General features: G+C 72.8%; 15 protein-coding genes. 10 read left to right on the top strand and 5 right to left on the bottom strand.

The genetic code is table 11. The features are described 5' to 3' along the window. Positions 1 to 11: 11 nt before the first annotated feature. Entirely contained in the window at positions 12 to 257 is a 246-nt protein-coding gene (locus ACIBVL_RS09465; protein ID WP_399094453.1) for a WhiB family transcriptional regulator, read from the bottom strand. Positions 258 to 568: 311 nt separating this feature from the next. On the opposite strand from ACIBVL_RS09465, the gene ACIBVL_RS09470 reads away from it, so the two are divergent. Continuing rightward, positions 569 to 1,360 carry a VOC family protein gene (locus ACIBVL_RS09470; protein WP_399094456.1) on the top strand — a complete coding sequence of 264 codons (792 nt, stop codon included), beginning with the start codon at positions 569 to 571 and terminating at the stop codon, positions 1,358 to 1,360. A 72-nt stretch (positions 1,361 to 1,432) separates the two neighbouring features. Here ACIBVL_RS09470 and ACIBVL_RS09475 read toward each other — a convergent pair whose 3' ends face one another. Together ACIBVL_RS09475 and ligD are read right to left on the bottom strand one after the other, a co-directional pair. Beyond that, positions 1,433 to 2,458, bottom strand: a complete 1,026-nt coding sequence (locus ACIBVL_RS09475) for a LacI family DNA-binding transcriptional regulator (protein WP_399094459.1) — start codon at positions 2,456 to 2,458, stop codon at positions 1,433 to 1,435. Between the two features lie 85 nt (positions 2,459 to 2,543). After that, positions 2,544 to 3,572 (bottom strand): non-homologous end-joining DNA ligase, encoded by a 1,029-nt coding sequence (gene ligD, locus ACIBVL_RS09480; RefSeq protein ID WP_399094462.1) that lies wholly within the window; start codon positions 3,570 to 3,572, stop codon positions 2,544 to 2,546. Between the two features lie 74 nt (positions 3,573 to 3,646). Between ligD and ACIBVL_RS09485 the strand changes: the two genes are divergently transcribed. Beyond that, on the top strand, positions 3,647 to 4,726 hold the full coding sequence (locus ACIBVL_RS09485) for an ATP-dependent DNA ligase (RefSeq protein WP_399094465.1): 1,080 nt from the start codon (positions 3,647 to 3,649) through the stop codon (positions 4,724 to 4,726). Position 4,727: 1 nt separating this feature from the next. Here ACIBVL_RS09485 and ACIBVL_RS09490 read toward each other — a convergent pair whose 3' ends face one another. Continuing rightward, on the bottom strand, positions 4,728 to 5,918 hold the full coding sequence (locus ACIBVL_RS09490; protein WP_399094468.1) for a zinc-dependent alcohol dehydrogenase: 1,191 nt from the start codon (positions 5,916 to 5,918) through the stop codon (positions 4,728 to 4,730). 259 nt (positions 5,919 to 6,177) lie between these two features. Here ACIBVL_RS09490 and ACIBVL_RS09495 point away from each other — a divergent pair, with 259 nt between their 5' ends. Beyond that, positions 6,178 to 7,161 (top strand): DUF3048 domain-containing protein, encoded by a 984-nt coding sequence (locus ACIBVL_RS09495; protein ID WP_399094471.1) that lies wholly within the window; start codon positions 6,178 to 6,180, stop codon positions 7,159 to 7,161. A gap of 9 nt (positions 7,162 to 7,170) precedes the next feature. Here the strand turns inward: ACIBVL_RS09495 and ACIBVL_RS09500 are convergent, their stop codons facing one another. Continuing rightward, positions 7,171 to 7,635, bottom strand: coding sequence for a MarR family winged helix-turn-helix transcriptional regulator (locus ACIBVL_RS09500; protein WP_399094474.1), 465 nt, complete (start codon positions 7,633 to 7,635; stop codon positions 7,171 to 7,173). A gap of 209 nt (positions 7,636 to 7,844) precedes the next feature. Between ACIBVL_RS09500 and ACIBVL_RS09505 the strand changes: the two genes are divergently transcribed. Genes ACIBVL_RS09505 through pcaD form a run of 7 tightly spaced genes read left to right on the top strand, consistent with a single transcriptional unit; the run spans position 7,845 to position 14,297 of the window. Further along, entirely contained in the window at positions 7,845 to 8,600 is a 756-nt protein-coding gene (locus ACIBVL_RS09505) for a CoA transferase subunit A (protein WP_399094477.1), read from the top strand. Continuing rightward, positions 8,600 to 9,247: a CoA transferase subunit B gene (locus ACIBVL_RS09510; protein ID WP_399094480.1), complete on the top strand. Its 648-nt coding sequence runs from the start codon at positions 8,600 to 8,602 to the stop codon at positions 9,245 to 9,247. The genes ACIBVL_RS09505 and ACIBVL_RS09510 overlap by 1 nt, the downstream gene beginning before the upstream one ends. 8 nt (positions 9,248 to 9,255) lie before the next feature. Then, positions 9,256 to 10,461 carry a thiolase family protein gene (locus ACIBVL_RS09515; RefSeq protein ID WP_399094881.1) on the top strand — a complete coding sequence of 402 codons (1,206 nt, stop codon included), beginning with the start codon at positions 9,256 to 9,258 and terminating at the stop codon, positions 10,459 to 10,461. 13 nt (positions 10,462 to 10,474) lie between these two features. Further along, positions 10,475 to 11,248 carry a protocatechuate 3,4-dioxygenase subunit beta gene (gene pcaH, locus ACIBVL_RS09520; RefSeq protein ID WP_399094483.1) on the top strand — a complete coding sequence of 258 codons (774 nt, stop codon included), beginning with the start codon at positions 10,475 to 10,477 and terminating at the stop codon, positions 11,246 to 11,248. Positions 11,249 to 11,254: 6 nt separating this feature from the next. Continuing rightward, positions 11,255 to 11,860, top strand: a complete 606-nt coding sequence (gene pcaG / locus ACIBVL_RS09525) for a protocatechuate 3,4-dioxygenase subunit alpha (RefSeq protein ID WP_399094486.1) — start codon at positions 11,255 to 11,257, stop codon at positions 11,858 to 11,860. Next, positions 11,857 to 13,185, top strand: coding sequence for a 3-carboxy-cis,cis-muconate cycloisomerase (gene pcaB / locus ACIBVL_RS09530; RefSeq protein WP_399094489.1), 1,329 nt, complete (start codon positions 11,857 to 11,859; stop codon positions 13,183 to 13,185). Before pcaG ends, pcaB begins: the two co-directional genes overlap by 4 nt. After that, entirely contained in the window at positions 13,182 to 14,297 is a 1,116-nt protein-coding gene (pcaD, locus tag ACIBVL_RS09535; protein ID WP_399094492.1) for a 3-oxoadipate enol-lactonase, read from the top strand. The genes pcaB and pcaD overlap by 4 nt, the downstream gene beginning before the upstream one ends. Positions 14,298 to 14,317: the final 20 nt, after the last annotated feature.

The following is a 14,317-nucleotide window of genomic DNA, read 5'->3' on the forward strand; positions in this document are numbered from 1 at the left end:
CAATATCCGGGTCAGCGTGCGGTGCGCCTGATCTGGAGCCGTTCCTTCTCGGACAGGCCGCCCCAGACGCCGAAGCGCTCGTCGTTGGCCAGGGCGTAGTCGAGACAGGCGACGCGCATCTCGCACATGCCGCAGATGCGCTTGGCCTCCCGTACCGAGCTGCCGGGCTCGGGGAAGAAGAAGTCCGCCCCGGTCTGCGCGCACAGCGCCTCCCGCTGCCAGCCGAGGTCGGAGGTGGGAATCGTGTCGGTATCCATGGCGGGATCGTGCCGCGCGGCGAAAAACGTTCCATCAACGCCGGATATACGCGGCGCGCCAAGGCCTCCGGCCGTCCCGATGATGACCCGGGCCGCGCCTTGGCGCACGGCGGCGCGCGGTGTTCGCGGAAACACGGGGACCCCGAGCGGTGACCACCGGTAACCGCAAGGCCCGCACCGATGTGACCGCGAGGCTCGCGCCGGCCCGGCCGCAGGGCCCGCGGCGGCGCGTCCGCACTCCGGCGGCGATTGTCAGTGGGCGGTGCGAGACTCGGCAGTGCAGGCAACGGGACCCTTGTGAGGAGGGCGAGATGCTCACCACCCGTTTCGTCGACGGCGCTCCCAACTGGATCGACCTCGGCACGCCCGACATGGACGGCGCCACCTCCTTCTACGGCGCGCTCTTCGGCTGGGTTTTCCGGTCGGCGGGGCCCGAGGCCGGCGGCTACGGCTTCCTCCAGTTGGACGGGAGGACCGTGGCGGGCGGCATGCGGACCACGCCCGACCAGGGCCCGCCGTCCTGGACGGTGTATTTCCGGACGGCGGACGCGGACGCCACCTCCAAGGCCGCCGAACAGGCCCACGGCAGGGTGCTCTTCGCGCCCATGGACGTGATGGGGCAGGGCACGATGGCGATCGTCGCCGATCCTGCAGGCGTGCGCTTCGGTCTCTGGCAGCCGGGACGGAACAAGGGCGTGGACGTGGCGGGCGATCCCGGCTCCCTGTGCTGGGTGGAGCTGTACACCCCGGACATCGCCGCGGCGGCCGCCTTCTACCGGACGACACTCGGTCTGGAGACCTCCGCGTTCCCCTTCCCCGGCGGCACGTACACCTGTCTGAACCCCGCCGGTGCCGGCGAGGACGCCATGTTCGGCGGGGTCGTCCCGCTGGCCGACGATCCGGTGGAGGCCCGGGCGGGAGCGTACTGGCTGCCGTACTTCGAGGTCACGGACGTGGACCGGATCGTCGCCGAGACGGAGGGGCGGGGCGGCACGGTCCGGATGCCCGCGACGGACGTCGAAGGCGTCGGCCGGATGGCCAAGCTGGCCGACCCGTACGGCGCACGCTTCGCGGTGATCAGGAGCGCGCCGCAGCAGAGCTGAGGCCCGGGTCCACCTGTCAATCACGCTGAGGAGGTGCGAGTCGGGCCCTGTTTCACGATCTTCAGGACGCTCCTAGGCGGAGGCGCGCCGGACCAGGGTGGTCGGCAGAACCACCCCGGCCGGCGAGGCGTCGGTGGTGCGCGGATCGAGGCGGCGCAGCAGGAGACGGGCCATGATGCGGCCCATCTCCTCGATGTCCTGACGGACCGTCGTCAGCGGCGGGTCGGTGCCCTCCGCGACCGGCAGCATGTCGTCGAAGCCGACCACGGCGACGTCCTCGGGCACGCGCCGTCCGCGTTCGCGCAGGACCCGCAGCGCGCCGGAGGCGGTCAGGTCGTTGGCGGCGAACACGGCGTCCACGTCGGGGCAGCGGTCGAGGAGTTCCCGCATCGCCCGCTCGCCGCCGCCCGGCGTGAAGTCGCTCTCCACGACGAGCCGGGGGTCGGCGTCGCCCATGACGTCCCGGTAGCCGTCGAGCCGGTCCGCCGCGGAGGTCTGGTCGAGGGCGCCGGTGATGTGCGCGACGCGGGTGCGGCCGAGGCCGACGAGGTGGCGGACGGCCTCGCGGGCGCCGCCGCGGTTGTCGCTGTCGACGTACACCACACCGCCGCTGCCGTCGCTCCAGCCGGGGCGGCCGCCGAACACGGTGGGGACGCCGGCGCCCTGGATCAGGCCGGGGAGGGGGTCGTCGAGGTGCAGGGAGAAGACCAGGGCGCCGTCGACGTGGCCGCCGGCGAGATAGCGGGCGACGCGGGCGTGGTCGTCGCGGCCCTCGGTGAGCAGCAGCACCAACTGGTTGTCGTGGGCCGTCAGTTCCTTGCTGATGCCGCGCAGCTGGAGCGCGAAGAAGGGGTCGGCGAAGACACGGGTCTCCGGTTCGGCGATGACGACGGCCACGGCGTCGTGCCGCTTCGTCACCAGGCTGCGGGCGGCCTGGTTGGGCACGTACCCGAGCTCCGCCACGGCCTGCCGCACCCGCTTGGCCAGAGGCTCCCGGACGCCGTCCCCACCGTTGACGACCCTCGACACGGTGGCCCTGGAGACCCCGGCCCGCGCGGCCACGGCCTCCAGGGTGGGACGCTGCGCGGTCTCGGTCACGCCGGCTCCTCCTCGCTGGGTGCGGATCAGGATAGCTCCGGGGACCGGGGCCGGTGAGAGCGCTCTCGCCCCTCGCCGGCGGCGCTCAGGGCGACGCGGGTCCGTCCTCGTGTCGGGCCCGGCTCGGCTGGACCCGTTTCGGTTCGCCCGGCATCTTCGGGTACTCCGGGGGATACGGGAGGTCGCCCAGGCCGTGGTCGTGTTCGTCGCGGCGGGCGAGGTCCAGGAGGGCGTCGAGGGAGAAGGCGTGGTCGTCCATGTCGGCGTGGACGTCGCCGAGTTCGGCGTAGCGGGCGGGCATGGACGCGATGTCGAAGTCGCGGGGGTGGGCGACGCCGACCTCCTCCCAGCGCAGGGGTGCCGAGACGGGGGCGTGCGGGCGGGGGCGTACGGAGTAGGCGGAGGCGATGGTGCGGTCGCGGGCGGTCTGGTTGTAGTCGAGGAAGATGCGCTCGCCCCGCTCCTCCTTCCACCACTTGATCGTCACATGGTCCGGCATGCGCCGCTCCATCTCCCGGCCGACGGCGATCGCGGCGCGCCGGACCTGGCTGAAGGTCCAGCGGGGCCGGATGGGCACGAAGACATGCAGGCCGCGGCCGCCGGAGGTCTTGGGCCAGCCCCGCAGGCCGCCGAACTCGTCGAGGACGGCACGCAGTTCATGGGCGGCGCGGACGGCGTCGGCGTAGTCGGTGCCGGGCTGCGGGTCGAGGTCGATGCGCAGTTCGTCGGGGCGGTCGACGTCGTCGCGGCGGACGGGCCAGGGATGGAAGGTGAGCGTGCCGTACTGGGCGGCCCACAGCACGGCCGCCTCCTCGGTCGGGCACATCTCGTCGGCGCTGCGGCCGCTGGGGAAGGTGATGTGGGCGGTCGGGATCCAGTCGGGCATGTTCTTCGGGGCCCGCTTCTGGAAGAAGGACTCGCCGGTCACGCCGTCGGGGTAGCGCTCCAGGGTGGTGGGGCGGTTGCGCAGGGCGCGCAGAATGCCGGGGGCGACCGCCTGGTAGTAGCGGGCGAGGTCCAGCTTGGTGAAGCCGCGCTCCGGGAAGAAGATCTTGCCGGGGCTGGACAGCCGTACGGTCCGGCCGCCCGCTTCCAGTTCCACCGCATCGCCCATGCGAGCCACGGTAGGCGTCACACCCCTGACGCGCATGCCGGGCGGGCGACGGGATACCGGCGCAGAATCGGAGCATGGATCTGCCGGTGATGCCACCCGTGAAGCCGATGCTCGCCAAGTCGGTCGCGGCGATTCCGCCGGGCATGCAGTACGAGGCGAAGTGGGACGGGTTCCGGGCGATCGTGTTCCGCGACGGGGACGAGGTCGAGCTGGGCAGCCGTACCGGAAAGCCGCTGACCAGGTACTTTCCGGAGCTGGTGGAGGCACTGAGGGAGCGGGTGCCGGGGCGGTGCGTGCTGGACGGGGAGATCGTGATCGCGCGGGAGGGGCGGCTGGACTTCGACGCGCTCACCGAGCGCATCCACCCGGCGGAGTCGAGGGTGCGCACGCTCGCCGAGCGGACCCCGTCGTCGTTCGTGGCCTTCGACCTGCTGGCGCTCGCGGACGTCTCGCTCCTGGAGGTGCCGCTGACCGACCGGCGGGAGCTGCTGACCAGGGCGTTGCACGGCGTGACCCCGCCCGTGCACGTGGCGCCGGCGACGACCGACGTCGAGGTGGCCCGGCAGTGGTTCGAGCGGTTCGAGGGCGCGGGTCTGGACGGGGTGATCGCCAAACCGCTCGGCCTGCACTACCGCCAGGACGAGCGGGCCATGTTCAAGGTCAAGCACGAACGCACCGCCGACGTGGTGGTCGCGGGCTACCGCTTCCACAAGAGCGGGCCGGTGGTCGGCTCGCTGCTGCTGGGCCTGTACGACGACCGGGGCGCCCTCCAGCACGTCGGGGTGTCCGCCGCGTTCGCCATGAAACGGCGGGCCGAGCTGGTGGAGGAGCTGGAGCCGCTGCGGATGGCGGACGCGACGGGGCATCCGTGGGCGGCCTGGGCGGACGAGGCGGCCCACGAGAGCGCCCGGCTGCCCGGCGCGCCGAGCCGCTGGTCGGGCAAGAAGGACCTGTCCTGGGTGCCGCTCAGGCCGGAACGGGTGGCCGAGGTGGCGTACGACCACATGGAGAACGGGGCGCGTTTCCGGCACACCGCCCGCTTCCGCCGCTGGCGCCCGGACCGTGCCCCGGAGAGCTGCACCTACGCGCAGTTGGAGGAGCCGGTGCGCTACGACCTCACGGAGATCCTGGGGCCGCCCCCCGAGCAGCAGTGACTCACGGCGTCATCAGGACCTTCACCGCGCCGTCCCGCTTGCGCTGGAACATGTCGTACGCCTGCGGCGCCTCCGACAGCGGCACCCGGTGGGTGGCGAAGTCGTCGACGCCGAGGGGGTCCTCGTCGGTGAGGTACGGCAGGATGTCGTCGACCCAGCGCCGCACATTGGCCTGGCCCATGCGGATCTGGATCTGCTTGTCGAACAGGGTGAGCATCGGCATCGGGTCGGCCATGCCGCCGTAGACGCCGACCAGGGAGAGCGTGCCGCCGCGACGCACCAGCTCGATGGCGGTGTGGAGGGCGCCGAGCCGATCGACGCTGAAACGTTCCGCGAAGGGGCCGCTCAGCTTCCGAGGCAGCAGGGAGGACGCGTTCTGCACCATACGGGCGGCCGCGCTGCCGTGGGCCTCGGTGCCGACGGCGTCGATCACCGCGTCGGGCCCGCGGCCGTCCGTCTCGCCGCGGATCTCGGCGACGAGCTCCTTCTCGCTGTCGAAGCGCCTGAGGTCGTACGTCTCCACGCCGCGTGCCCGCGCCCGCCGCAGCCGCTCGCCGACCAGGTCGACGCCGAAGACGCGGCCCACGCCCCGCGCCTGGGCGACGCGGCAGGCCATGTCGCCGATGGGGCCGAGTCCGAGCACGGCGACGCTGCCGCCCTCGGGGATGTCCGCGTAGGCGACGGCCTGCCAGGCGGTGGGCAGGACGTCCGAGAGATAGACGAACCGGTCGTCGGGCGGCCCCTCGGGGACCTTGATCGGGCCGAACTGGGCCTGCGGGACGCGCAGGTACTCGGCCTGTGCGCCGGGCACCGCGCCGTACAGGCGGGTGTAGCCGAACAGGGCGGCGCCCATGCCCTCGCCGGTGACCTGGGTGGTCTCGCACTGCGTGGGCAGGGAGTTCAGGCACATCCAGCAGTTGCCGCAGGCGATCTGGAACGGCACCACGACCCGGTCGCCGACCGCCAGGTCGGGCACTCCCGCCCCGACCTCCTCGACGATCCCCATCGGCTCGTGGCCGAGGATGTCACCCGGGGTCATGAACGGGGTGAGCACCTCGTACAGGTGCAGATCGGAGCCGCACAGTCCGCTGGACGTGATGCGGATGACGGCGTCCGTGGGCTCCTGGATCGTCGGGTCGGGCACGGTCTCCACCCGGACGTCCCGCTTCCCCTGCCAGGTCACTGCCTTCATCGTGCCGCGCTCCCTCCGCCGGTCCGGTCCGTCCCGGCGGGTCCGGGGGTCCGGGTGCCGGCTGCGCCCCGGGTACCCCGATGCGTTCTCGGATAGCCACTTATGAGCTGACAAGCGCACAATCAAGACACAGAACGGGGTGGCGATGGTGGCTGCGCGACTCGCGAGACCCTCCGCGACACGGGCGACGGCGTCAAGAGCGTCGGCACCGAAGGCGGCGACGCCGAGGCCGGCGACGCCGAAGACAACGACCCCAAAGGTGCCGGCGACCAAGGCGCCGGCCAGGGTGGCGGCCAAGGTGGCGGCGGCCCTGCTGGCCGCCACCACGGCACTCGCTCTCGCGGCGGGCTGCACCACGTCGCCCGGACCTCCCGACGACCGGCGCGGCACATCACGCAGGCCGAGCGGTACGAGCCCGTCCGCCGCCGTCGGCCCGGTGCTCGCCGTGAAGATCGACAACGCGGACGCGGCCCGCCCGCAGACCGGTCTGGACGCCGCGGACCTGGTGTACGCCGAGCAGGTCGAGGGCGGGCTCAGCCGGCTGATGGCCGTGTACGCGAGCAGGCTGCCGGAGGCCGTCGGGCCGGTGCGCAGCGCCCGAGAGTCCGATCTCGACCTGTTGCGCCAGTTCGAGCGGCCGGTGCTGGCCTTCTCCGGGGCGCAGAACAAGCTGCTGCCGCTGATCGACCGGGCCCCGCTGGACGCCGTGACGCCCGGGGACGCGTCCGGCGCCTACTACCGCGGCCCGGACCGGGCCGCCCCGCACAACCTCTACCTGCACCCGGACCGGTTGCTGCGCTCCGCACCGGGTGCCGCCGCGCTGACCACCGGCTTCCACTACGGCGCCGCGCCCCCCGGCGGCAGGGCGCAGGCCGCGCGCACCGTGCGCTACCCGGCGGCCCGCTTCACCTTCACCTGGTCGGAGAGCCGGGCACGCTGGCTGCTCTCCATGGACGGCACGCCGACCGTGACGGCCGACGGGCAGCGGGTCGCCCCGGCCACGGTGGTCGTGCAGCACGTGAAGGTGCGCGCGTCGGCCTACCACGACGTCCTCGGCAACAACACGCCGTACACCGAGACGGTGGGCTCGGGGAAGGCGGAGGTGCTGCGCGACGGACGGGTCTACGACGTCAACTGGAAGCGGGCGACGGCCGAGGACGGCACGGACTTCACCACCGACGACGGCCGGCAGGTCGGTTTCGCCGAGGGCCCGGTGTGGGTGGTCTTCGCCGAGGCACCCTGACCGAGGTGGTCAGCTCTGCGCCACCAGGGGCTCCCCGGGGTTCCGCAGCCCCTCCGCCGCGTCCGACACCCGCCGGATCAGCTCGAGGAAGACCTGCTGCTCCTCGGCGGAGAGCGGGGAGAGGAACACCTGGTTCATCCTGGCCGTGCGCACGGTCAGTTTGCGGTGGGTGCGCAGCCCGTCCTCCGTGAGGCGCAGCAGGGAACGGCGGCCGTCCTGCGGGTCGCGCACCTTGTCGATCAGCCCGCGCCGGCTCAGCCGGCTGATCACCTCGGCGATGGTCGAGCGGTCCAGCCCCACCCGCTCCCCCACCGTGCGCTGATCGAGACCCGGCTCGGCGACGAGCGCGTTGAGGACCGCGAACTGCGGGGAGGTGGTCTCCTCGGACACCATCGTGTTCCACAGCAGGTAGTGCGCCTGCTGCAGCCGCCGGGCGAGGTGCCCGGGGTGGCTGGTGAGGTCCAGCGCGGCCATGTCCGCTCCTCGGCATGAGATTTCGTTGGTGTACTGACGATACCGCCCGGCCTCCCCTCCGTCTCGCGCCTCCTCATCCCGCACCCCTCGTCCGGCCTGGGGGTTGACTGCTCTCCACTCCGGTGGCAGCGTGTGGGAAACCTCGGAGAAATACTCAGTGCCCTGAGTAATTACGGCGCTGGACGCTCGGAAGAGATGGGGCTTCACGGATGGACAAGGTGGTCGCCACGGCCCTGGAGGCGGTGGCCGACGTGCCGGACGGCGCGTCGCTGGCAGTGGGTGGCTTCGGACTGAGCGGCGTGCCGAACGTCCTCATCCAGGCCCTGTACGAGCGGGGAGTCACCGGACTGTCGGTCGTCTCCAACAACTGCGGGGCGATGGAGTCGGGCCTCGCGGTCCTCCTCGCCGCCGGGCGGATCTCCCGCGTGACGGGTTCCTACATCGGCGCGAACAAGGAGTTCGCCCGCCAGTACCTGGCCGGGGAGCTCGAGGTCGAGATGATCCCGCAGGGCACCCTCGCCGAGCGGCTGCGGGCCGGCGGCGCCGGCATCCCCGCCTTCTTCACCCCCGCCGGGGTGGGCACCCAGGTCGCCGAGGGCGGACTGCCGTGGCGCTACGACGGTCGGGGCGGCGTCGCGGTGGCCTCGCCGCCGAAGGAGGTGCGGGAGTTCGACGGCGTGGAATACGTCCTGGAGCGCGGAATCCGCACCGACTTCGCGCTGGTCCGGGCCGCCAGGGGCGACCGGCACGGCAACCTGGTCTTCAACAAGTCCTCCCGCAACTTCAACCCCCTCTCCGCGATGGCCGGGAAGATCACGATCGCCGAGGTCGAGGAGCTGGTGGAGCCCGGCGGAATCGACCCGGACGCGGTGCACCTGCCGGGCGTCTTCGTGCAGCGCGTGATCGCCCTGACCCCGGAGCAGGCCTCCGACAAGAAGATCGAGCAGCGGACGGTGAGCAGCTGATGGCCTGGACACGCGAGGAGATGGCCGCCCGCGCCGCCCGCGAACTCGAGGACGGCCAGTACGTCAACCTCGGCATCGGACTGCCGACCCTCATCCCCAACTACCTCCCCGCGGACGTCGAGGTGGTGCTGGAGAGCGAGAACGGCATCCTCGGCACCGGCCCCTACCCCACCGAGGACCAGGTCGACCCGGATCTGATCAACGCGGGCAAGGAGACGGTGACGGTCCTGCCGGGGGCCTCCTTCTTCGACTCGGCGCTCTCCTTCGGCATGATCCGCGGCGGTCACATCGACGTCGCCGTGCTGGGCGCGATGCAGGTCTCCGAGCGAGGCGACCTGGCGAACTGGGCGATCCCCGGCAAGATGATCACCGGGATCGGCGGTGCGATGGACCTGGTCCACGGCGCCCGTACGGTCATCGTGGTCATGACCCACACCGCCAAGGACGGCAGCCCCAAGATCCTTGCCGACTGCGCGCTGCCCCTGACCGGGAAGGCGTGCGTGAACCGGATCATCACCGACCTCGGCGTCCTCGACGTCACCGAGGACGGGCTGGTGCTGGTGGAGACCGCGCCGGGCGTCACGACCGACGAGATCGTGGCGAAGACCGCCGCGAAGGTGCGTATCGCCGAGGAGATCCCGTCATGACCAACGCTCTGAAGGACGTCTACGTCGTCGACGCCGTGCGCACCCCGATCGGCCGCTACAACGGCGGTCTCGCCTCGGTGCGCCCGGACGACCTCGCCGCACACGCCCTGCGGGAACTCCTCGCCCGTACGCCGGACCTGGACCCGTCCCGGATCGAGGACGTGTACCTCGGCAACGCCAACGGCGCCGGCGAGGAGAACCGCAACGTCGCCCGCATGGCCGCGCTGCTGGCGGGCCTGCCCACCTCCGTGCCGGGGGTCACCGTCAACCGGCTGTGCGCCTCGGGCCTGGAGGCGGTGATCCAGGCCGCCCGCGCCATCGCGGTCGGCGACGCCTCCATCGCCGTGGCGGGCGGTGTGGAGTCGATGACCCGGGCGCCGTACGTGCTGCCGAAGTCGGACCGGCCGTTCCCCGCCGGGCACGCCGAGCTGTACTCGACCACGCTGGGCTGGCGGATGGTCAACCCGAGGATGGACCCGCAGTGGACCATTGCGCTGGGCGAGTCGGCGGAGCTGATCGCCGACAAGCACAAGATCAGCCGCGAGCAGCAGGACGAGTTCGCGCTGCACAGCCACCGGAAGGCGGCCGCCGCCCAGCGGGCGGGCCTGTTCGACGCCGAGCTCGCGCCCGTGTCCCTGCCGCAACGCAAGGGCGACCCGGTCGTCTTCGGCGCCGACGAATGCGTACGGCCGGACGCCTCGCTCGCGGCGATGGCCAGGCTGAAGCCGTCGTTCCGCACGGAGAACGGCACGGTCACGGCGGGCAACGCCTCGCCGCTGAACGACGGTGCCGCCGCCCTGCTCCTCGTCGACGAGGAGGGCCTGAAGGCCACCGGCCGTGAGCCGCTCGCCCGGGTGTCCGCCACCGGGGTCTCCGCGATCGACCCGCACTACTTCGGGCTCGCCCCCGTCACAGCGGTCAACCGGGCGCTCGCCAAGGCGGGCAAGGGCTTCGACGACCTGTCGGTCCTGGAGCTCAACGAGGCGTTCGCCGCCCAGGTGCTGGGCTGTGTCGCCGAGTGGCCCGAGTTCGACCCGGCGGTCCTCAACCCGCAGGGCGGCGCGATCGCCCTCGGTCACCCGCTCGGCGCCTCCGGCGCCCGTCTCGCCGGCACCGTCGCCCACCAGCTCGCCCGGCGCGGCACCGGCGTCGGTGTCGCCACCCTCTGCATCGGGGTGGGCCAGGGCCTCGCCCTCGTCCTCGAACGTCAATAACCCGGGAATCCCCATGACTCTCACCCAGCACGACATCGACCAGGAGATCGCGGCCGAGCACGCCGCGTACGAGAAGCGGATCGCCGACGGCGCACCGATCGAGCACCAGCCGCGCCGCGACTACGCGCCGTACCGCTCGTCGGTCCTGCGCCACCCCAAGCGGCCGCCGGTCACCATCGACGTGACGAAGGACCCGGAGCTGGTGGAGCTGCACTCCCCCGCCTTCGGCGAGCGCGACATCACCGAGATCGACAGCGACCTCACCCGGCAGCACCACGGCGAGCCGATCGGCGAGCGGATCACCGTCTCCGGGCGGCTGCTGGACCGCGACGGCCGTCCGGTGCGCGGCCAGCTGATCGAGATCTGGCAGGCGAACTCGGCGGGCCGCTACGCCCACCAGCGCGAGCAGCACGACGCCCCGCTGGACCCGAACTTCACCGGCGTCGGCCGCACGCTGACCGACGACGACGGCCACTACCACTTCACGACCATCCAGCCGGGCCCCTACCCCTGGCGCAACCACCTCAACGCCTGGCGGCCGGCCCACATCCACTTCTCGATGTTCGGCACGGCGTTCACCCAGCGGCTCGTGACACAGATGTACTTCCCGAGCGACCCGCTGTTCCCGTACGACCCGATCATCCAGTCGGTGACGGACGACGCGGCACGGCAGCGTCTGGTCGCGACATACGACCACGACCTGTCCGTGCCGGAGTTCTCGATGGGTTACCACTGGGACATCGTGCTCGACGGGCCGCACGCCACCTGGATCGAAGAAGGACGCTGACCTGCCATGACGAAGATCGACCCGAGCCGTCCGGAGACCGTGCTCCCGACCCCGTCGCACACGGTCGGCCCCTTCTACGGTTACGCCCTGCCGTTCCCCGGCGGCGGCGACATCGCCCCGCTCGGCCACCCGGACACCATCGCCCTGCAGGGGTACGTGTACGACGGCGAGGGCAACCCGCTGCCGGACGCGTTCGTGGAGCTGTGGGGCGCCGACCCGGACGGCCAGGTGCCGCAGGTCGACGGCTCGATGCGGCGCGACGCGTCGTCCGGTGGCTTCCTGGGCCGCAACGGCGTGGAGTTCACCGGCTGGGGCCGCATCCAGACGGACGCCAACGGGCACTGGTCGGCGCGGACGCTGCGGCCCGGGGCACGCGGGCAGAGCGCCCCGTACCTGAGTGTCTGCGTGTTCGCGCGCGGGCTGCTGATGCACCTGTTCACCCGGATCTACCTGCCCGGCGACGACGCGGCGCTGGCCGCCGACCCGCTGCTGAAGCAGCTGGACCCGGCGCGCCGCGCCACGCTGATCGCGCAGGACGGCCCGCTGGGCACCTACCGTTTCGACATCCGCCTTCAAGGCGAAGGCGAGACGGTCTTCCTGGAGTTCCAGTGACAGCTGCCCAGCCCGAGGCCGGTCTGCTCTCCCCGGGGTGGACCGGCTCCCCCGCCGCCTCCGCGACCGGTGACGGCGCCTACCTGCGGGCCATGCTGGACGCGGAGGCCGCCCTGACCCGCGCCCAGGAGGGGCTGGGACTGGCCCCGGAGGGGGCGGGGGCGGCGGTCACCGGGGCGGCGTCCGGCGCCTTCGACGCGCACTCCCTCGCCGAGCGCGCCCGCGGCGGCGGCAACCCGGTGATCCCGCTGGTCGCCGACCTCACCAAGGCGGTCGGCGGCACGTACGGCCCCTACGTGCACCGGGGTGCGACCAGCCAGGACATCATGGACACGGCGACGATGCTGGTCGCGGTGCGGACGCTGGACCTGGTGCTGGCCGACCTCGACCGCGTCCAGCGCGCGCTGGCCGGGCTCGCCGCCGAGCACCGGGACACGGCCATGCCGGGGCGGACGCTCACCCAGCACGCCGTACCGACGACCTTCGGGCTGAAGGCCGCCGGGTGGCGTGCCCTGGTGCTGGACGCCCGGGACCGGATCACGGCCGTACGGGACTCGCTGCCCGCCCAACTGGGCGGCGCCGCCGGGACCCTGGCGGCCTTCACGGCGTACGGCGCCGGGGACGCGACCGCGCTGCCGGCCGCGTACGCGCGGGAACTCGGCCTGGCGGCCCCGGTGTTGCCCTGGCACACCCTGCGCACACCGATCGCCGACCTCGCCGGATGCCTGGCGTTCACAGCGGGCGCGCTGGGCAAGCTCGCCACGGATGTGCTCACCCTGGCCCGCACCGAGATCGCCGAGGTGGCGGAGGGCGGCGGGGGCGGGTCCTCGGCCATGCCGCACAAGGCGAACCCGGTGCGCTCCACCCTGATCGCGGCCGCCGCCCGGCGCGCGCCGCAGCTCGCGGCCGTCCTGTACGGGTCGCTGGCGGCGGAGGACGAGCGGCCGGCCGGGGCCTGGCACGCCGAGTGGGAGCCGCTCAGAGATCTGTTGCGGCTGACCGGCGGGGCGGCCCGGGACGCGGCCGAGCTGGCACAGGGTCTGCGGGTGCGCCCGGACGCGATGCGCGCGAACCTGGACCTCACCCACGGGCTGATCGTCTCCGAGCGGCTGTCCGCCGAACTGTCGGCCCTGCTCGGACGCGCCCGCGCCAAGGAGCTGCTCACCGCACTCGCCCCGCGGACCTACGCCGAGGGCCGCTCGCTGGCCGAACTGCTCGCCGAGGAGCCCGACCTGAAGGACGTCGACCTCGGCGCGTCCACCGACCCCGCCCGCTACACCGGCTCCGCCGGGGACCTCACCGACCGTGCTCTGGAGCGACGTTGACCGAGAAGCTGCTCAACCACCGCGCCGAGGGACCCGCTTCGGCGCCACCACTGCTGCTCGGCCCCTCGCTGGGCACCTCGTACGCCCTGTGGGACAAGGTCGCGCCCGAGCTGTCCATCACCCACCGGGTGGTCCGCTACGACCTGCCGGGGCACGGTGCTTCCCCGGCCGGCCTGATCGGGCCCGGCGCCACGGTCGGTGACCTCGCCCGCCTGGTGCTGGAGCTCGCCGACTCGCTCGGCCTGGAGCGGTTCGCGTACGCGGGCGTGTCGCTGGGCGGCGCGGTGGGACTGCACCTCGCGCTGCACCACCCCGAGCGGGTGTCGAAGCTGGCCGTGATCTGCTCCTCGGCCCACTTCAACGGCAGCAGACCGTGGGAGGAGCGGGCCGCGCAGGTGCGGCGCGAGGGGCTGGAGAAGCTCGCCGAGACCGCGGACGCCCGATGGTTCACACCCGGGTTCACCGTGCCGGAGCTGGTCGCCGACCACCGGAACGCCGACCCCGGGGGTTATGCCGCCTGTTGCGACGCGCTGGGCGCGTTCGACGTGCGGGAGCGGCTGGCGGAGATCGCCGTGCCCACCCTGCTGATCGCGGGGCGGCAGGATCCGGCGACGCCACCCGCGCATCTGCGGGAGATCGCGGACGCGGTGCCCGGCGCCGCGCTGGTCGAGATCCCGGGCGCCTCGCATCTGGCGCCGGCGGAGAAGCCGGAGGCGGTGCTGACCGCGCTGCGCGCCCACCTCGACGGCGGGGCCAAGCGGGGCATGGAGGTGCGCCGCCAGGTCCTCGGCGACGCCCATGTGGACCGGGCGCAGGCCCGGCAGTCCCCGTTCACGGCCCGCTACCAGGACTTCATCTCGCGCTACGCCTGGGGCGAGATCTGGACCGATCCCACGCTCAGCCGCCGCGAGCGCAGCATGATCACCCTGACCGCGCTGGTCGCCCACGGCCACTACGACGAGCTGGCCATGCACGTCCGGGCGGCCCGGCGCAACGGGCTCACGCCGGAGGAGATCGGCGCCGTACTGCTGCAGACGGCCGTGTACTGCGGGGTCCCGGCGGCGAACTCGGCGTTCGCGACGGCGCAGCGGGTGCTGGAAGAGGAAGAGTGACCGTCGTGGTCGTAGGTCCA

Source organism: Streptomyces sp. NPDC049687, assembly GCF_044465285.1.
GTDB lineage: Bacteria > Actinomycetota > Actinomycetes > Streptomycetales > Streptomycetaceae > Streptomyces.